The sequence below is a fragment of the Hymenobacter duratus genome (assembly GCF_014698995.1).
In the GTDB taxonomy this organism is placed as follows: domain Bacteria; phylum Bacteroidota; class Bacteroidia; order Cytophagales; family Hymenobacteraceae; genus Hymenobacter; species Hymenobacter duratus.
Window position 1 is genome coordinate 1,572,329 of sequence record NZ_JACWZZ010000001.1, and the last position, 16,759, is coordinate 1,589,087.

At 57.4% G+C, this 16,759-nt stretch carries 18 protein-coding genes; 9 read left to right on the forward strand and 9 right to left on the reverse strand.

Going from position 1 to position 16,759, the window contains the following annotated elements; all coding sequences use genetic code 11:
• Positions 1-90: 90 nt before the first annotated feature.
• The 7 genes from IC231_RS06530 (at position 91) to IC231_RS06560 (ending at position 6,659) form a co-directional block, all read left to right on the forward strand.
• Positions 91-1,707 carry a DUF4153 domain-containing protein gene (locus IC231_RS06530; RefSeq protein ID WP_190783699.1) on the forward strand — a complete coding sequence of 539 codons (1,617 nt, stop codon included), beginning with the start codon at positions 91-93 and terminating at the stop codon, positions 1,705-1,707.
• A 40-nt stretch (positions 1,708-1,747) separates the two neighbouring features.
• A complete protein-coding gene (locus IC231_RS06535; RefSeq protein ID WP_190783700.1) occupies positions 1,748-1,987 on the forward strand; it encodes a hypothetical protein in 240 nt (79 codons plus the stop codon).
• Positions 1,988-2,466: 479 nt separating this feature from the next.
• Positions 2,467-2,991 (forward strand): hypothetical protein, encoded by a 525-nt coding sequence (locus IC231_RS06540; RefSeq protein ID WP_190783701.1) that lies wholly within the window; start codon positions 2,467-2,469, stop codon positions 2,989-2,991.
• Complete coding sequence (locus IC231_RS06545; RefSeq protein ID WP_190783702.1) at positions 2,988-3,374, forward strand: hypothetical protein; 387 nt, start codon at positions 2,988-2,990, stop codon at positions 3,372-3,374. Before IC231_RS06540 ends, IC231_RS06545 begins: the two co-directional genes overlap by 4 nt.
• Positions 3,375-3,408: 34 nt before the next feature.
• Positions 3,409-3,735 (forward strand): hypothetical protein, encoded by a 327-nt coding sequence (locus IC231_RS06550; RefSeq protein ID WP_190783703.1) that lies wholly within the window; start codon positions 3,409-3,411, stop codon positions 3,733-3,735.
• Positions 3,736-3,901: 166 nt separating this feature from the next.
• Positions 3,902-4,138 (forward strand): hypothetical protein, encoded by a 237-nt coding sequence (locus tag IC231_RS06555; RefSeq protein WP_190783704.1) that lies wholly within the window; start codon positions 3,902-3,904, stop codon positions 4,136-4,138.
• A gap of 148 nt (positions 4,139-4,286) precedes the next feature.
• Positions 4,287-6,659, forward strand: a complete 2,373-nt coding sequence (locus tag IC231_RS06560) for a transglycosylase domain-containing protein (RefSeq protein WP_211538900.1) — start codon at positions 4,287-4,289, stop codon at positions 6,657-6,659.
• Positions 6,660-6,689: 30 nt separating this feature from the next.
• On the opposite strand, the gene IC231_RS06565 is transcribed toward IC231_RS06560, so the two are convergent.
• From IC231_RS06565 to IC231_RS06575, 3 genes are all read right to left on the reverse strand, one after another.
• Positions 6,690-7,604 carry a TIGR01777 family oxidoreductase gene (locus IC231_RS06565; protein ID WP_190783705.1) on the reverse strand — a complete coding sequence of 305 codons (915 nt, stop codon included), beginning with the start codon at positions 7,602-7,604 and terminating at the stop codon, positions 6,690-6,692.
• Between the two features lie 115 nt (positions 7,605-7,719).
• A complete protein-coding gene (gene folE / locus IC231_RS06570) occupies positions 7,720-8,391 on the reverse strand; it encodes a GTP cyclohydrolase I FolE (RefSeq protein ID WP_190783706.1) in 672 nt (223 codons plus the stop codon).
• Complete coding sequence (locus IC231_RS06575) at positions 8,384-8,791, reverse strand: 6-pyruvoyl trahydropterin synthase family protein (RefSeq protein ID WP_190783707.1); 408 nt, start codon at positions 8,789-8,791, stop codon at positions 8,384-8,386. The genes folE and IC231_RS06575 overlap by 8 nt, the downstream gene beginning before the upstream one ends.
• A gap of 262 nt (positions 8,792-9,053) precedes the next feature.
• Here IC231_RS06575 and IC231_RS06580 point away from each other — a divergent pair, with 262 nt between their 5' ends.
• Entirely contained in the window at positions 9,054-9,761 is a 708-nt protein-coding gene (locus tag IC231_RS06580; RefSeq protein WP_190783708.1) for a hypothetical protein, read from the forward strand.
• 84 nt (positions 9,762-9,845) lie between these two features.
• On the opposite strand, the gene IC231_RS06585 is transcribed toward IC231_RS06580, so the two are convergent.
• Positions 9,846-10,439 carry an inorganic diphosphatase gene (locus IC231_RS06585; RefSeq protein ID WP_190783709.1) on the reverse strand — a complete coding sequence of 198 codons (594 nt, stop codon included), beginning with the start codon at positions 10,437-10,439 and terminating at the stop codon, positions 9,846-9,848.
• Positions 10,440-10,466: 27 nt separating this feature from the next.
• Positions 10,467-13,451, reverse strand: a complete 2,985-nt coding sequence (locus IC231_RS06590) for a M1 family metallopeptidase (protein ID WP_190783710.1) — start codon at positions 13,449-13,451, stop codon at positions 10,467-10,469.
• 151 nt (positions 13,452-13,602) lie between these two features.
• Between IC231_RS06590 and IC231_RS06595 the strand changes: the two genes are divergently transcribed.
• Positions 13,603-14,025 carry a hypothetical protein gene (locus IC231_RS06595; RefSeq protein ID WP_190783711.1) on the forward strand — a complete coding sequence of 141 codons (423 nt, stop codon included), beginning with the start codon at positions 13,603-13,605 and terminating at the stop codon, positions 14,023-14,025.
• 131 nt (positions 14,026-14,156) lie between these two features.
• Here the strand turns inward: IC231_RS06595 and rplS are convergent, their stop codons facing one another.
• The 4 genes from rplS to IC231_RS06615 form a co-directional block, all read right to left on the reverse strand.
• Positions 14,157-14,534, reverse strand: a complete 378-nt coding sequence (rplS, locus tag IC231_RS06600; RefSeq protein ID WP_185889038.1) for a 50S ribosomal protein L19 — start codon at positions 14,532-14,534, stop codon at positions 14,157-14,159.
• Positions 14,535-14,717: 183 nt separating this feature from the next.
• A complete protein-coding gene (trmD, locus tag IC231_RS06605) occupies positions 14,718-15,392 on the reverse strand; it encodes a tRNA (guanosine(37)-N1)-methyltransferase TrmD (protein WP_190783712.1) in 675 nt (224 codons plus the stop codon).
• 20 nt (positions 15,393-15,412) lie between these two features.
• Positions 15,413-15,994, reverse strand: coding sequence for a ribosome maturation factor RimM (rimM, locus tag IC231_RS06610; RefSeq protein WP_190783713.1), 582 nt, complete (start codon positions 15,992-15,994; stop codon positions 15,413-15,415).
• A gap of 124 nt (positions 15,995-16,118) precedes the next feature.
• The gene (locus tag IC231_RS06615; RefSeq protein ID WP_190783714.1) at positions 16,119-16,661 is read right to left on the reverse strand and encodes a 30S ribosomal protein S16; all 543 of its coding nucleotides are present in this window, start codon (positions 16,659-16,661) and stop codon (positions 16,119-16,121) included.
• Positions 16,662-16,759: the final 98 nt, after the last annotated feature.

Here is a 16,759-nt window from a genome sequence, read left to right on the forward strand (position 1 = left end):
AAATGCAAAGTTCTTTAAATTTTTTTTTGAGTAAGTCCTGATGAGTCAGCCGCCACTTATTACCAAAAACATAAACTAATACCCAGAGCAATGAATACTTCCATTCCGGTTGCAGGCTCCCGATTTGCGCCTGATGCTGCACTGTCAGCGCCCCGTCTCACGCTTACTACTCTGCAGAAAGTGGCGCTGCCGCTCGGCGCCGTGCTATTCGACCTGTTGTTCTGGCACGAGCGGATGGCCCTGAACATGCTGCTCTACACGCTGCTGGTGGTAGGAGTAGTGCTGGCCGGGCTGCCGCGGTATGCACCGCAGTGGCGCTCCGGATACTTCTGGCTTACGCTGGCCGGCACGTTGCTGAGTGCGGTAGCAGTGGCCTGGTATGGCTCCGGAGCGGCTCGTTTGGCGTGTGTGGCGTCGTTAGTGGTGTGGCTGGGCTACGTAAATCAGCCGCATCTGAAGCTGGTAGTATATGCCCTGGGCACCGCGCTGGGTAGCGGTATGCAGGCCGTGCCGGGGTTGCTGCGCCTGTTGCGGCTGCCCGGCAACCTGGGAGGCCGCGCCAACCGCGCCTGGTTTTATGGCCGCCTGCTGGGGGTGCCGTTGCTGGCGCTGGGGGTATTTCACGTACTGTTTCTCATTGCCAATCCACGCTATGAAGCCGCGGCCGGCCAGGTTCTGGATGTTGTGGGTAAGTGGCTGGAGCTGCTGTTTTCACAGTTCTCGGTACCGCATCTGCTGTTTTTCCTGTTGGGCTTGTGCCTGACCGGAGCCGCGCTGGTACTCGTGCCGGTTCATTATTTCGCCGATAGTGAGTCACGCTTCGGCGAGTTCATTCAGCGGCAGCGCGACCGGGTAGCTTCCTTTGCCGTGCGCCGCCCCGATTTCCGCGAGCAACGTTTCCGGGCGCTTGATCTGCGCAAGGAGTATCTGATTGCTCTGAGCCTGCTGGTGCTCGTAAATGTGCTACTGCTCGCCGTGAATGCCATTGATATCAACTGGCTGTGGTTTGGCTTCGAACCTGCCCCCGGCTTCGACCTCACCCAATTCGTGCACGAGGGCACCTATGTGCTGATTCTGAGCATTCTGGTGGCCATGGGCATTGTGCTGTGGTTTTTCCGCCGCAACCTCAATTTCTACCAGGCGGGCCTGCCGGTGCTGCGCACCTTAGCCACGGTGTGGGTGGTGCAGAATGCCGTACTGGCCGTGTCGGTGGGGCTGCGCAACTACTATTACATTCTGCACACAGGGCTGGCTTATAAGCGCATTGGGGTGTACGGCTTTTTGCTGCTGACCTTCTTTGGTCTCGCAACCGTGCTGCTCAAAATCTGGCAGCGCCGCTCGGCCTATTCGCTGGTGCGCCTGAACGCGCTGGCCGCCTATGTGCTGCTGCTGGGCTTTGCGGTGGGAAACTGGGAAATCTGGATTGCGCGCTACAACCTGCGACCCGAGCTGCAAACCCTCGACTACGGCTTTCTGCTCGATATGCCCGACCGGGTGCTGCCTATACTCGCCGCCCACCAGGACGTGCTGCCCCAGCGCCAGCTCGTGCACGAAATCTACGATGGCACCTGGACCAAGCTGGAGCCTACCGAAGCGGCCAAACGCCTGCGCCAGCGCCTCCAGGATTTCCGGGCCGCGCAGCAGGCCCGCAACTGGCCCAGCTACACCTACGCCGACTGGCAGGCCTACCAGGAACTGGCACAATAACCGGCTGCCACTATTTCACCTGACTTATTCCTCGCAAGCTATGCTTCTCCAACTTTCGCTTACTCTCGTGGCGCTGCTCATTTGTGCCGGTGATGTGGCAGCGCTAGCCGTTCTGCTAACGTGGCAGGAGCGCGCCGCCGACCCCGATTCGCGCCGCCAGCGCCTGCTGCGTGCGGTGTTGCCCGCCACCAGCGTGCTGCTGCTGGTGCTGCTGGGTACTATTTTCTCTCTGATGATGCTGTGGTCGCCGCAAGGAGCGGAGGCGTTGGCTAGCCTCTAGTTCTGCTGCTATATGGAAATCGTGCCAGATGAAATGTTGCAATCGGGCTGGCAGCCCCAGCCGCAAGGAGCGCCTTCGGCGGGACATGCGCTGAGTGTACTGGTAGCCGTATGCGCCGTGCTATGGGTATGGAATATGGACTGGTGGCCGCTCCAGGAAGCCCCAAAATACCGGCTGGTTGCGCAGGTTTTATACAGTTACTGGACCTGCGCGCTACTAGTGCTGGGCAGCAACTATAGTGTGTTCCGCTGGGCAACCCGGCCACTATGGAAAAGCACGCGCCCCGATACTACTAGCACCCTTGTGCTGCTGCTCTGCCTGGCATTTCATGCGGCGTGGGTGCTTCTGCTAGGGTTTATCGGGTTGCTAGCCGTGGCTTTTAGCGGTTCCAGCGAAGGGCTTTTCCAAGGTCTCTGACTGCCCTGCTGCCGCAGACCTCGGCTATTGCTTCGTGTATCATTTCCAGCTTTTACATAATCATGCTTCCTACTCCTAAAACTCCCTCGCTGAACCTGTATCAGCGTTTGGCACGCAACACCATCGAGCACGCCCGCACGTCGTTTCTGATTCCGGTTTTTCAGCGCCTCTATGGCTGCAACAACACGCAGGTGCAGCTGACGGAGCTACAAGCGTTGCCGCCCGGCACGCTAGGCCGCGGCGTAGCCGACATCCTGGCCCGCTACAATCTGCAGCTGATTCCGCACTACGAAAATCACGACCTCAAGCATGTGTTGCTCGGCTACGATATGACCCCGGAAGACGAGTTGAAGCTGAAAGCCTTTATGCTCGGCAACGGCGACTATTCCATTACCTGCATCGGGTTTCTGGCTCTAGCGCTGCTTACGCCGGAGTTGTGGCCGGAGCTAACGGAGCACTTCCGCCGGGGCCGGCACACGCTACCCGTCCGCCACTGGAGCCTCACGGAATACGCTACGCAGCAAGTAGAGCAACTACGCGACCAGATAGGATTTTATGAGGCGCAGGAAAGCGCGCAGCCTATATGAGTTGGCGCCACCTGATGTGGCCAGCCGATGCCACCATAGCAGAGCGGCTGTTCCGGTGGGTTTCGGTGCTGGGCGGGCTGAGTATCGTCGTGAGCAAGCTGCTGCCCTCGCCAAGCTACGGCTTCCCGGTTATCAACCTGCTGATCCTATGGCTTGGCGTCCCGAGTATGCTGCTGTTTCCGTTTCTGGCTAGCCACCTGATGCGGCAGGCCGTTGCGCGCCGTGCTACCAACGATGTTTGGTGCGGGCTACTACGGGCGGGTGCCGCTGTACTGCTCCTGATAGGAATTATGCAGGCGCTTGTAGCGGTGTTATTACTGCTGCTTTCTCAAGTGTCATTCGAGTTCGAGCCCCGTGCTGATGGCGACAGTTTCTTCGGCTAGAGTCTGTGGGCATTTCTCCTTGTTCCGCTTCATCATGAACGAACTTCAAGCTTTTGCCGCCCGTGCCCTCAGGCTGCTGCCTACTTCCCTGTGGTGGGTGTTGGGCCTACTTGTGGGCGCTTTCTTCAGTATCAAGCTGGAGAAAGAGCTTTTTCCTAATACACCTACTGCAGTACAAGTGGCACGAGGCATGGCGGCGGCCTGTGCCTTGGCTGTGCCACTATTGGGCGTATGGTGGCTGTGGCGAGTAGCAGGCAGTCTGGAGCATTCGGGGTGGCGCATGCTATGGTATCTGGCCGCCGCTGGTGCCACTGGCCTGTTGCTCCTACTACTAGTGCTAGGCGTGATGATACTGCTGTAAGAAGCGGTGTGGGAAAGAAAATGCCGCCGTTACGGACAAAACAGCAAAATGTTGGGATAAGCAGAAAATAAATGGTTATGCAGAGAAGCCTTCTGGCCGCTCTACCGGTCTTGTATAGTATCTGACCCGCTTATTAGGCCTGCCCCACCTTTTGCTAGTGTAGTTTATGTTGCTTCAGTGCTTCCTTACGTTTGTGGTGTTTTTGATATGTGGCGGAGCCGTAGCGGCCCTGGCCACCGTCCTCACCTGGCAGGAACGGGCCCCGTCGGCGGCCATTCGCCGGCAGCGCCTGGTAGGTGTAGTGCCCCTTACCAGCTTTCTGCTACTGGTGATGCTGGGGGCTATTTTCTCCGTGATGATGCTGTGGTCGGGGCAGGGCGCTGATTTGCTGGCTACCCTGTAAGCTTATTTAACCCATCCGGCAGAAGCCGCCGACCGACTGCTCACAGCAGGCGCCAGCCGGAGGCGTGCTGTTTTGCACGGCACCTATCTGGTATATTTGTGGTTCCTTTGGCTGCTTCTCTGGAAGCCTGCCGAACAAACCACCCTGCATGTCCGCTCCGAAAGCTCCGAAAACTCCTGATACCCCCCGGCCGCGCCGGCCTTGGTCGAACCGCCTGGCGCGGGCATTCTGGGCTGTTTTTGTGGTGGGCGTGGGTACTTTCCTGCTGTATCCCATCCTGGTCAGCATGAACTTTATGTTCCTGTTCGGTAAGTCGCCGAGCCTGGAGGAGCTGGAGGACCCGAAGGTGGAGCAACCCTCCGAAATTTATACTGCCGACGGGGTGCTTATCGGTAAGTATTTCCGCGAAAACCGGGTGCCGGTGCCGCTGAGCAAAATGTCGCCGCTGCTTATCAAGGCCCTGATTGCCACCGAAGACATCCGTTTCTACGACCACTCCGGCATCGACCTGACGGCGCTGGCCCGCGCCGCTACCGGCGTCATCACCGGCAACAAGAGCGGCGGCGGCTCCACTATCACGCAGCAGTTGGCCAAAAACCTGTACAACACCCGCCGCGGCGAAACGCGCGGGGGCCTGGGCTACATTCCGGTGGTAAGCACGCTGGTCAGCAAAACCAAGGAATGGCTGACCGCCGTGGAGCTGGAGCGGCGCTACACCAAGGAGGAAATTCTGCGGATGTATTTTAACACTGTAGAGTATGGCTCGAAGGCGTACGGCGTTAAAGTAGCCGCCAAAACCTTCTACAGCACCTCGCCCGACAGCCTCACCGCCGACCAGGCGGCTATGCTGGTGGGTATGCTCAATAATCCCACGGCCTACAACCCCCGTTTTCATCCCGAAGCCGCCCTGAAGCGCCGCAACCTGGTGCTGACGCGTATGGGGCAGGCCGGATTTCTGCCCAAAGCCGAAGTAGCTGGCTTGCAGCAGCAGCCTATTGCCCTCAAATACCAGGTAGAAAAGCACATTGATGGCCCGCCTACCTACTTCCGGGGCGCCGTAAGCCAGTTTGTGAATGCGTGGTGCGAGAAAAACGGCTACGACATGTACCGTGACGGCCTGAAAATATACACCACCATCGACTCGCGCATGCAGCAGTATGCCGAGGAGTCGGTGCAGGACCGGATGCAACGGCTACAAAAGCAGTTCGACAATTTCTGGCGCAACCGGGACTCCAATCCGTGGGTAGACGAGGATGGCAAGGAGATTCCCAACTTCATCGAAACCCAGATGAAGCGTACGGAACAGTACAAGGAGCTGGCCGCCCGCTACAAAGGCCGCCCCGACCTGCTGGAAGCGGCTCTCAATGCCAAGCATCCTACCAAGGTATTCACCTGGAAAGGCGACGGCGACACCACGCTGCTGCTTTCTCCACTTGATTCGCTGGCCTACTACAAGCATTTCCTGCACGCCGGCATGATGACTATGGACCCGTTCACGGGCCACATCAAGGCCTGGGTGGGCGGCCTCAACTACCGCTTCTTCCAGTACGACCATGTGAAGCAGGGCCGCCGCCAGGCCGGTTCCACCTTCAAGCCCTTCGTTTACCTCACGGCTCTTGATAATGGCTACTCGCCCTGCGACCGGATTCGGGATGAACGGGTAACCATCAAGTACGTGGAGAACGGCAAAAACATGGAGTGGAAGCCCGACAACGTGACCCGCGAGTACACCGGCAGCAACATGACGCTGCGGCACGCCATGGCCCGTTCGGTAAACTCCGTCACGGCTCAGCTCACGGAGCGCGTAGGCTGGGAAAACGTGGCCAAATATGCCCACAAAGTCGGCATCAAGAGCCCGTTGCTGTCGGTGCCCAGCATTGGCCTGGGCTCGGGCGGCGACGTGAGCGTGTACGAAATGGTGAATGCCTACAGCACGTTCGTGAACCAGGGCTTCCAGTCGGAGCCGCTGATTGTGACGCGCATCGAGGACCGCAACGGCAACGTCATCAAGCAGTTCGACCCGAGGCAGCGGCGCGCTATTCCGTCGGAAACGGCGTGGCTAATGCTCTACATGCTGAAAGGCGGCATGGAAGAGCCCGGTGGTACCTCACAGGCACTGTGGGACTACGAACTGTGGAAAAAGAACAACCAGATAGGCGGCAAAACCGGCACCACTTCCAACTATTCCGACGGCTGGTACATGGGCGTTACCAAGGACCTTGTGACCGGTGTATGGGTGGGCGGCGAAGACCGGAGTATCCACTTTCAGGGCTCACAGCAGGGCGAAGGGGGCCGTACAGCACTGCCTATCTTTGGCAAATTCATGGAGAAAGTTTACCAGGACCAGGATTTGGGTATCACCATGGGGCCGTTTCCAAAATACCCTGGCAAGATTACGCGCAAGTACGTCTGTGTCACGGAGGCGCCCCGCCGCCGCGTAGAGCCAGTCGATTCCATTGTGGTGGACAATCTGCTGGAAAACCTCAATAGTGGTGCCGTAGCGGTGCCGGATAGTTTGTAGAGGGACTGCACGACACCATTTGCTTTTCGCTTAGCCTTCGCCATAAAACGACTCCAGCGCCGCCTTCAAGTGGGGATATTCGAACGTGAAGCCCTGCCGTAGTACCTTTTCAGCGCTGACGCGTTGGGAGGCCAGCACAATCTCGCTCATCTCGCCCATCATTAGGTTCAGGGCAAATTCCGGTACTTTGGGCAGCACCAGCGGGCGGTGAAGTACCGCGGCCAGGGTTTCGGTGAATTCCTGATTCGTGACCGGGTGCGGCGATACGGCATTGTAGGTGCCCTGCCACTGTGGCTCTTCCAGCATCTGAATTAGCAGTCGGCACAGGTCGTCGAGGTGAATCCAGGACATGAACTGCCGGCCCGAACCCAGCGCGGCTCCGGCCATCATTTTTACGGTACGGGCCAGCGGCACCAGTGCGCCGCCTTCGGGGCTGAGCACGATGCCGATGCGCGAAATAACGGTACGAATCCCTAGTTTATCTACATCCTGCGCGGCTAGTTCCCATTGCCGCGACACGTCGGCCAGGAAGTCGGCGGCCGGGGCGGGGGGCGTTTCCTCGTTTACCACCCGGTCGGCGCTGTCGCCATAAATCCCGATGGCAGAGGCCGAGATAAATGTGCGGACATGGTGGTTTGGCTTGGCCAGTTCCCGTGCCAGTAGCGTTGTGCCGCCGAGGCGGCTGGTCATGATGTCGCGCTTACGCTCATCCGTCCATTTGCCTTCCGAGACGCTGGAGCCGGCCAGGTTGATGATGTAGTCGGCATACGGTACTGCCGCTTCATCAATTACCCCCGCACTCGGGTCCCAGCGAAAACTGCGGTAGTGGCTGGTTGCTGGCTGGCGGCTGAGCAAAGCCACTTCGTAGCCGGCATCAATGAGCATCTCGGCAAGGCGGGTGCCAATCATGCCGGTACCGCCGCTGATGAGGACTTTTCGGGACATTAGGAAGAGGCTGTTTGCTGTAGGGGCAGCAGAGGGTAGCAGAATAAAGTATACGGGGCAGTGCAGAAGTAAATCAGGCCGAAAGCTAACAGCTTACGCGTAATTGCCAACAGCGTTATTTGCCTATCAGCCGCAAAAATTCGGCGCGTAGTGTGGCATCCGTCCCGAATGCTCCACTGTACTCTGCCGTAATGGTGGAACTGCTCGTATCATTCACGCCGCGGCTCATGACGCACAGGTGATCTGCCTCAATCAGTACGGCTACATTGTCGGTGTGCAGGCTCTGCTTCAGCTCCTCCGCAATCTGGCGCGTGAGGCGTTCCTGCACCTGCGGGCGGCGGGCATAGTACTGCACCACCCGGTTGAGCTTGCTCAGGCCCACCACGTTTTCGCCGGGCAGGTAGGCCACGTGCGCCTTCCCGATAATGGGCACAAAGTGGTGCTCACAGCAGGAAAAAAGCGTGATGTCGCGCTCCAGCAGCATCTGGCCGTATTGGTAGCGGTTGTCGAACAGCCGTACCTCGGGGCGGTGTTCCGGGTGCAGGCCCCGGAACCACTCCTGCACGTACATTTTGGCGACGCGCCGGGGCGTACCTGCCAAGCTGTCGTCCGTGAGGTCGAGGCCCAGCAACTGCATGATTTCGCGGAAGTGGTCTGTAATGCCCGCAATTTTCTCCTCGTCACTCAGCACAAAGGCGTCAGCCCGAAGCGGGGTATGTAAATCGGCGGGCAGGTGTGCGTCGGCAGGGCGCAGGTTGCTGCCCGAAACGGGCACGGCATTATCCATGGTATTCTACAAAATTGCGCTCAGTCTCATATAGCGTGACTGAGAGGGCCAGCGGCGCGGCGAGGTGCTGGCGCAGCCGGTTCCAGATGACTACCGCTATGTTTTCGGCGGTAGGATTAAGATGGCGAAATTCTTCCGTATCCAGATTCAGATTCCGGTGGTCAAAGGTATCCAGAATCTCGCGTTTGATGAGGTCACTCAGCCGCTTCATATCATAGACATACCCGGTTTCAGGGTCTGTCTCGCCGGTCAGCCGAACAATAAGCTCGTAGTTGTGGCCATGATAGTGGGGGTTGTTGCATTTGCCAAACACACGCTGGTTCTGCTCGTCGCTCCAGGCGGGATTGTGCAGGCGGTGGGCGGCATTGAAGTGCTCTTTGCGGCAGACGGTTACGGGCATAGTTGAGGTCAACAGGGAGACAGAAAGTTTGTTTGTTCTACGAAGATGAGCGGCTGGACGAAGAACGCGGATAAGCAGTAGTAAATAGTATTATTTGTAGTTAAACAATATATAATATAACCTATTGAATAAAAATAAAATTAGGGTAAAAAAAAGGAGAGGCGGCCTAGCGAGATGATAGGACTGTAGTTAAATTTGGTGAGCCGGATTACCAAAACCGGACATAACTGAGACTTCCCTTTCTTTTAATTACTTCATACACATGAAAAAAGGCGTACTCCTCTCTCTGCTGATGTTTGTGCTGACGGTGGCTGGCTACGCGCAGAAGTCACCCGTCGACGAAACAGAAATGGCCATCAAAGGCATTCCGCGTAAAGGCCAACGAGTGACTATTCAGCTGGACAGCAAGCGGGTTGACGAATCCTGGAAAAAGCAGCTTGATACCCAGTTCGGCAGCAAAGTAAAGGCTGATAAAGGCGTTTACTCCATGGATGGAGTGGTTATCGAGGACATTTCCAAAACCCCTATCCGGGTTATCAGCAAAATCGACGCTACTCCAACCGGCACGTCGGTGTGGTGGTCGATTGACCTGGGCAATGCGTACCTGGGCAAAGATGCCACGCCAGTTCAGTGGAAATCGGCGGAGAAATACCTGAAGGATTTCGCCCGTATGCTGTACCGGGAAGACTTGGCGGTGCAGGTGGCACAGGCTGAACGCTCCCTGTTATCGTCGCAGGATAACCACATGGCCGTGATTCAGAAGTCGGACGCCATCAAGAAAGACATCGAAAAAAACAAGCTGAAAAAGGCCGAAATTCAGCAGCAGCTGGCGCAGAACGCCGCCGAATTGCTGCAGTACAACAACCTCATCGACCTGAATCTGAAAGAGCAGGAAGCAGCCCGCACCGACATTGTGAACATGCGCGTGGCGCTGGAAGCCGTGAAGGAGCGTATGAACAAGATTGAATAGGTTTCCGGCCTACTCACAAGCCCACAAAAAAAGCCCTGCCGAATCCGGCAGGGCTTTTTTTGTGCGGTTACTCGGTTGCTGCTGCTATTTCATCGCCGCCCGCACCTGCTGCTCGGCCGCTTTTTCGTCCTTCCAGCTCACAATCCGGATTTCGCCGCGTCTTCCCAGGTGCAGATACCATTGGCGAACTACTTCCCGGGCGCCAGGGTAGTTGCTGATGAAACTCTGCCAGGAGTCAGCTTCGGGCAGAATTTGCTGGCTGGGGCGAGCAGGTACGGCTAGCACTACTGGGCGCATAGTGCCATTGTCGTCGAGGGTGAGCAGGCCGATAGGGAGTACTTCCAGCACTGTGCCACTCGGCTGTGCTTCGGACAAGACTAGGGCGGCCAGCGGTGGCGAGCCAATAGGGCCCGCGGCAGTTCCGGGAATGAAGCCGCTGTTGCCCGGGCAGGGCAGAAATTCCACCACCAGGTCGAGGCCGGCCCGGCGTTCCGGCACAAAGTCGCCGCTGGCCGCGTCGTAGCGCTTGGCGTGGTTAGTGCCGGCTGGCATCTCCACCACTACTTGCAGCAGCTTGCGCTCCGCCGAAAAAGTCGACAATTCTCCAATGTCCGTGCGGCAGCCGTACAGCAGCATGCTGTTCAGCAATAGAAGCAGAGCACCACCAGAGAAGCGCATACGGAAGGATGGAAATTACTGCAAAGGCTACTGGGCCAACTGCTCGTCAATGAGTCGGAAGGGGCTCAACTGGTCGAGGCGAAGCACGAAGCGAATCTGGTTTGTGAAATCTTTGCCGCTGGAAGGAAGGCCATTGGCATACTGCGAGCCGGCTACCGGGAAGTAGAAGCTCAGCAGCTTACTGAACAGAGGCACCGCAATGCCGGCATCATAGAAAGCGCGCTGGGCACCACCATTCTCGGTGACCACAGTAGCTTCCTGGGTAAGGCCAAAGTCGGCGAACAGGCCCAGAGTAGATATCGGCAAATCGGCCTGCAGGTTGAGTGTGGTGAGCCAGCGGCGGCTGGCAACGGGCAGATAGGCTTTGAAAGCCCCATCCCGGCCATCAAACTGGTGTTGCTGCGCGGCCAGGCTAGGCGAAATCTGCTGGCGGTCCAGGAACATCGTCTGACGACGGTAATCGGGGCTGCCGCTCAGCCCGATGTAGAATGGCGCGTCATTGGCTTGGTTGAGGAAGCTGCCGCCGAACAACCGTACCGAGAAGCTTTTCTTGGCGGAATAATAGCGCAGGTAGCTCACTTCGGCGCGTACCAGCGCCGCGGAAGTGCGCACGTTGTCGTCGGTCAGGCTGGGCGTGAGGTAGTTGAATTCCCCTTTTACGTTCCATTGGTACAGGGCATTACCAGCTTTCAAGCCGTATTCTATCGACTGAATGCTGGACGTAGTGCCGGCATCCTGGTCGTCGATGGCCGTGTTGGCCAGTTTCACAGTATGTTGCGGGGCGTTGAAGGCCGAATGGGGGAAGGTGAGGGTTAGGCTGGGCTCCACTTTGCGGTAACGCTCGAAGCGTTGCAGCAACACCCCAACCACAGCGCGGCGCGTCACTCGCTCCGGCAGAATGTTGAGGTTCAGCATCCCGATGCCATTCAGTTCCCGCTGGTTGAAGCTATACATGGGCATGGCGAGGTAGCTGAACTTCTTGACGTTCACCAAGCTGTTGTAAAACGCTGCGCCCAGCATGAACTTGTCCGAGGTGTTAGCGCCCAGCACCGGCATCCAGTTGATGGCCGCCTGGTCCCAGCGTTCCGGACTGAACAGCGGCCGTAGCCGGATCTGCTCCAGAGCCCGGAGGGAGCCAGTCGTTTTCAGCCGGTCGTCGCGGCGGTTGAGCTGCGGAGTTACGTAAGCCGGGTCGGCTACCACGGCCGCTACATTCTCGTTGCGGAACCATAGAATGGCGTCATCTTCCTCATCAGTGCGGGCAAACGGCTGGGTCCATTTGGTTTCCAGAACATTGCCACGGGCATCCAGCGTCGCAACCGGAAACGGGAACGGGGCCGGCGAATCGTTGCGGACCAGCACCTTGCGCTGCCCCTTTTCTACCTTCGACTTGGAGAGCACCGCATTGTATCGATGCTGGCCGTTAAGCATATCCTGGAAGAACCAGCCCAACTTTTGACCTGCTACGGCCTCAAACACCGCCTGCATATCTTCCGGATAGGGGTGGCGGAACTTCCATTGCTCGTAATAGGCATGCATTGCCTCATCAAACTTCTCCTGCCCCAGATAAGACGCTAGGTAGTGCAGCAACGAAGCTGTTTTGCTGTACACAATGATGCCGTAGTTGAGCTTGCCGTATTCTGCGGAAGTGAAATTATTCACTGGCTGATCGAGGGAGCGGCTGGCTACGGCCTGGTAGGGAATCGAGTTGACGGCCGCATTGGGCAAGCCGTCCAGCGTCAGGGCCCGGGCGCCGGCGCCTTTCGTGGGCAGGCCCAACAAGCCGCCAGTGCCGCCGTTGCGTTCCGCCACGCGGTTTTCGATGTAGGAGTTTACTCCCTCATCCATCCAGGCAAAGTCTCGCTCGTTACTGGCCAGAATACCGTAAAACCAGTTGTGCCCTACCTCGTGCACAATAGCCGATGGCTGCGTTACGGTCACCATTGGGTATTCCATGCCCGAGCCGGCACTTAGGGCCCCGTCTACGGCCGTGGCGGCGCTATACGGGTACTCGCCTACCCAGCGGGAGTAGTAGACCACTGCCGAGTCTACGTCCTGCAGCCCTTTGAGCCACTTCTCAGCCTCTTTGTTTGTGAAAAGCACCCAGGTATCAACCTGGCGGCCCGAAGGCAGCGTAACGCCGCTTTTCAATACATTGAATCGTTTATCGGCAAACCAAGCAAAGTCATGCACCTGGTCCTGGGTATAGCGCAGGGTTTTGGTTTCGGGGGCGGAAAGCGGGAACGATAAATCAGAGCCAAAATCGGCTTGGGCTTTTTTGGTTGCAGTAGCTGCTGCCAGCTGGTTGAGGCGCTGCTCCTCCTCGGGGTTTTGCAGTACACCCGTAGCGCCTACCGTATAGTTGGCGGGCAGTGTAATGCGGACGTCAAACGAGCCGAATTCCGAATAGAACTCGCCTTGGTCCAGATACGGCATGGCGTGCCAGCCTTTCCGGTCGTACACGGCCGGCTTCGGGTACCACTGCGTAATCTGGTAGCTCTGCTCCACATGCCCGAAGCGCGAAAACGAATCCGGAATCTTCACCCGGAAAGGGGTGGTGATGGTGATGCTGGCCCCGGGGGCCAGCCGCTGGGGCAGCGTCAGCTTGGCCATATCCGGGTTTACCGGGTCCAGCTCCAGCTTGGCCGGCTGGCCGTTCACCTGAAAGTCAAGCTGATCTATGTAGCCGCGCTGGTCCGGGCCGGCAAAGTGAAACTTCCGGCTGCCGTTGCGCAGCTGCTGTTTCGCAAAGGCTGTATTGTCGTCGCGGTAAGCGTTGGGCCACAGATGAAACCAGATGAAAGGCAGCGCGTCGGGCGAGTTGTTGGTGTACACCAGCTCCTCGCGGCCCGTCAGCAGGTGCTGCTTGTCATCGAGCGTAACATCAATGGAGTAGTTTACCTGCTGCTGCCAGTACGCAGCCGATTTTTGGGGAGTAGCAGTGGGAGCGGACTGCGCAACTGCAGCCCCGGACATAACCAGCAGCCAGAAACTGGCCAGAATACTTTTCATATGCAGCAGCAAGAGGCGAAACGATACGCTGAAACGAAAGTAAGGGTCTGCCGCGTATTGGCACGCTTCGGTTTCATAACCTTTCCGGAAAGGGCTGCGTTTGCACCTGTATTCCCATTCTCCCGCTGGCCGGGAGCTAACCTCGCCGACTATGTCATTCCACAAACAGCCTAAAGACGATACCCAACACCAAAACCATCTTGACGGCGCCGCAAAAATCCTGGGCAGTGACTTGCAGGAAGAAGCCGACCGTTCCGGTCTCGATAACCACTTTCAGCGCTGGATTGAAGATCTGAAAGATGTCAACAACCCCGAATTGCACCAGATAGTAGTGGACATGCAGGAGTTGAAGGCACACTTCAACGGCGGAGCCATTGACAAAGACGTGGTGTCGCGCCTATTGCGCCGCCTCGGTGACAACACAACCAAAGCAGCTGTTTTCGCCGAAAATCCCAATACTGCAGAGCGGGTTGTGAAGCTGGGCGACGCGCTGAGCGCAGCGGCCAAACAGGTATCTGGTGCGCAGTCGTCGGCTGAGCAGGATCTGAAGCAGGATTCGGCGGCCAACAGCTAGCAGAACTACTAATAGAAAACGAAAGGCGCCTCCGGTGGGGGCGCCTTTTTCGTGTGGTCTTATGCCACTATGAAAAGCAAAAGCCGGTTTCTGCTGAGAGAAACCGGCTTTTGTATAAAAAGCAAAAAAGCTTATGCTTCGGTAGCAACCACCGTGCGACGCTTCTCTTTGATACGAGCCGCTTTGCCCGACAGGCCACGCAGGTAGAACAGACGAGCACGGCGTACTTTACCACGACGGATTACTTCGATCTTGTCGATGTTAGGCGACAGGAGTGGGAAGATACGCTCGGTACCAATCTGGTTGGAGATTTTCCGAACCGTGAAAGTCTCACCGTTGGAGTTGGAGTTTTTGCGCTGGATAACTACACCCTGGAACTGCTGAACACGCTCCTTGTTGCCCTCACGAATCTTTACGTGGACGTTGATGGTGTCGCCGGCAGCAAAGGCGGGGAAGCTGGCGCGGCGCTCCTGGGATTCCTGCTGAATAAAATCGAGTAGTACGCTCATGGCTGAAAAAACTGTGAAGGACGGCCGCGCCGCCCGAGGGGTTTCGGGTAAAGAGGCGCAAATATAGCCCTCTGGTTTGATGATTACAACTGTGAGAATGAGACGGCTGAGGAAATGTCGAGAATACGTGCGCTAAAGGCACTTTACTTTCGCTATTTCGCACAGCCTCTTGGTTTTCACAGCTTAAGAAAGCAAGTCCGGGCGGCGCTGGCGGGTTCTTTCCAGAGCCTGGTCGTGCCGCCAGACGTCAATTTTGGGGGTATTGCCGGAGAGCAGAATCTCAGGTACGGATTGACCGCGCCACTCGGCCGGCCGGGTATATACTGGTGGTGCCAGCAGATTATCCTGAAATGAGTCGCTCAGCGCCGATTCCTCGTTGCCCAGCACGCCCGGCAACAGCCGTACCACCGCATCTACCAGAACCGCCGCGCCCATTTCCCCCCCGCTCAGCACATAGTCGCCGATGCTGATTTCGTGGGTGATATAGGCCTGCCGAATCCGCTCGTCGATGCCCTTGTAGTGTCCGCACAGAATGAGCAGGTTGCCCGCCAGCGACAGTCGGTTGACAAGTGGCTGACGGAGGGTTTCGCCGTCGGGTGTCAGGTAAATGATGGCGTCGTAGCTGCGCTGAGCCAGAAGCTCATCGAAGCAGGCCGCAATGGGTTCTACCCGCAGTACCATGCCAGCTCCGCCTCCAAACACATAGTCATCAATCTGACCGTGCTTGTTGATGGCGTAACGGCGCAGGTCGTGCAGCTGGATTTCGGCCAGCCCTTTGTCCTGTGCACGCTTCACGATGGAATGCGCAAAGGGGCTGACCAGCAAATCCGGCTGGCACGTCACGATGTCGATACGCATAGCTTGGCAGAATAGAGTCGCTACGCTTCTTCGAACTCGTCGGGCTCGTCCCGCTCGCGCGAGGGAGGCGTCAGATACACGTCCAGCAAGCCTTCCGGCAGATTGACATGCAGTGTCCGGGTCGCTTGGTCGGCGTGCGATACTAGCTCGTCTACTACCGGAATCAGAACCTCCTGACCCTGGTAGCGCATCGCCAGCACATCCTGCTGCGGCAGTTCGTAGAATGCTTCCACCATGCCTAGCTCGCCTAGCTGTTCATCCACTACTGCATAGCCAATAACATCGTGGAAGTAGAACTGGTCTTCTTCCAGGGCTGGCAACTCCTGCAAAGGCCGGTAGAGCTTGGCGTTGCGCAGTGGCTCAGCCTCTTCTATCCGGTCTATGCCCTTGAGCTTGAGCAAAGCTCGCTCGTTGGACTGGGGTTGCAGCTTTTCAATGTCGTAGGCAACCAGCTTGCCGGGGGTAGCCGGCATTTCCAGCCACACCGACTTCACCTTGCGGTAAGAGTCCGGGTTGTCGACGTCCAGAAAGGCTGCCACAAACCCTTTCAGGCCATGTGGCTTCCCAATGGAGCCCAACAGGTAGCAGTCGTCTACGGTCATGGAAAGGTATGATTTGGAAATTAAGGAATTAGGTGATTAAGGAAGAGGAATCCGGCAGCCGAGGCGGCCAGACTCTTCATTGCTTAATCACCTAATCCCTTAATCACTAGGCAGGCACCAGAAATTAAGCGCCGGCTTCTTCAGTCGTTTCGGCCGTGGCTTCAGCGTCGGTCGTTTCACCTTCGGCAGCAGGAGCTTCCGTTGGAGCAGGCGTGTTTTTCTTGCGGATAGCTTCAGCGCGCGCCTCTTTTACTTTAGACTCAGCAGCCAGGGCAGCCTTGCGGGCTTCGTCCTTAGCCGTACCAATGTTGGTACGCTTGCCTTCGATTTTGGCGTCTTTCTGCTCTTTCCAGGAAGTGAAACGCTCGTCAGCAGTTTCCTGCGAAATAGCGCCTTTGATAACACCTAGCTGCAGGTGCTTGCGGTACAGCACACCACGGTAAGAGAGCATAGCACGTACCGTGTCGGTAGGCTCAGCACCTTTCATGATCCAAGCGAAAGCCTTTTCGCCATCGAAGTTGATCGAGGCAGGGTTCGTGTTGGGGTCGTAGGTACCGATTTTTTCGATGAAGCGGCCGTCACGCGGAGCGCGCGAATCGGCAACAACGATATCGAACTGAGCGGCCTTTTTGCGGCCGCGACGGGCGAGGCGGATTTTAACTGCCATAAACCGGGTTGGTTAAGCGACGCAACTCGTGCGTCTGGTTGAAAGTGAGGCGCAAAGGTACGCAGAGAATCGGCGGATTGAAAGCATCCGGCAGATTC

What these genes read in the sequence shown, in the direction of transcription:
- IC231_RS06530 (WP_190783699.1), top strand. Translation starts at nt 91, where the DNA reads ATGAATACTTCCATTCCGGTTGCAGGCTCCCGATTTGCGCCTGATGCT.
- IC231_RS06535 (WP_190783700.1), top strand. Translation starts at nt 1,748, where the DNA reads ATGCTTCTCCAACTTTCGCTTACTCTCGTGGCGCTGCTCATTTGTGCC.
- IC231_RS06540 (WP_190783701.1), top strand. Translation starts at nt 2,467, where the DNA reads ATGCTTCCTACTCCTAAAACTCCCTCGCTGAACCTGTATCAGCGTTTG.
- IC231_RS06545 (WP_190783702.1), top strand. Translation starts at nt 2,988, where the DNA reads ATGAGTTGGCGCCACCTGATGTGGCCAGCCGATGCCACCATAGCAGAG.
- IC231_RS06550 (WP_190783703.1), top strand. Translation starts at nt 3,409, where the DNA reads ATGAACGAACTTCAAGCTTTTGCCGCCCGTGCCCTCAGGCTGCTGCCT.
- IC231_RS06555 (WP_190783704.1), top strand. Translation starts at nt 3,902, where the DNA reads ATGTTGCTTCAGTGCTTCCTTACGTTTGTGGTGTTTTTGATATGTGGC.
- IC231_RS06560 (WP_211538900.1), top strand. Translation starts at nt 4,287, where the DNA reads ATGTCCGCTCCGAAAGCTCCGAAAACTCCTGATACCCCCCGGCCGCGC.
- IC231_RS06565 (WP_190783705.1), bottom strand. Translation starts at nt 7,604, where the DNA reads ATGTCCCGAAAAGTCCTCATCAGCGGCGGTACCGGCATGATTGGCACC.
- folE (WP_190783706.1), bottom strand. Translation starts at nt 8,391, where the DNA reads ATGGATAATGCCGTGCCCGTTTCGGGCAGCAACCTGCGCCCTGCCGAC.
- IC231_RS06575 (WP_190783707.1), bottom strand. Translation starts at nt 8,791, where the DNA reads ATGCCCGTAACCGTCTGCCGCAAAGAGCACTTCAATGCCGCCCACCGC.
- IC231_RS06580 (WP_190783708.1), top strand. Translation starts at nt 9,054, where the DNA reads ATGAAAAAAGGCGTACTCCTCTCTCTGCTGATGTTTGTGCTGACGGTG.
- IC231_RS06585 (WP_190783709.1), bottom strand. Translation starts at nt 10,439, where the DNA reads ATGCGCTTCTCTGGTGGTGCTCTGCTTCTATTGCTGAACAGCATGCTG.
- IC231_RS06590 (WP_190783710.1), bottom strand. Translation starts at nt 13,451, where the DNA reads ATGAAAAGTATTCTGGCCAGTTTCTGGCTGCTGGTTATGTCCGGGGCT.
- IC231_RS06595 (WP_190783711.1), top strand. Translation starts at nt 13,603, where the DNA reads ATGTCATTCCACAAACAGCCTAAAGACGATACCCAACACCAAAACCAT.
- rplS (WP_185889038.1), bottom strand. Translation starts at nt 14,534, where the DNA reads ATGAGCGTACTACTCGATTTTATTCAGCAGGAATCCCAGGAGCGCCGC.
- trmD (WP_190783712.1), bottom strand. Translation starts at nt 15,392, where the DNA reads ATGCGTATCGACATCGTGACGTGCCAGCCGGATTTGCTGGTCAGCCCC.
- rimM (WP_190783713.1), bottom strand. Translation starts at nt 15,994, where the DNA reads ATGACCGTAGACGACTGCTACCTGTTGGGCTCCATTGGGAAGCCACAT.
- IC231_RS06615 (WP_190783714.1), bottom strand. Translation starts at nt 16,661, where the DNA reads ATGGCAGTTAAAATCCGCCTCGCCCGTCGCGGCCGCAAAAAGGCCGCT.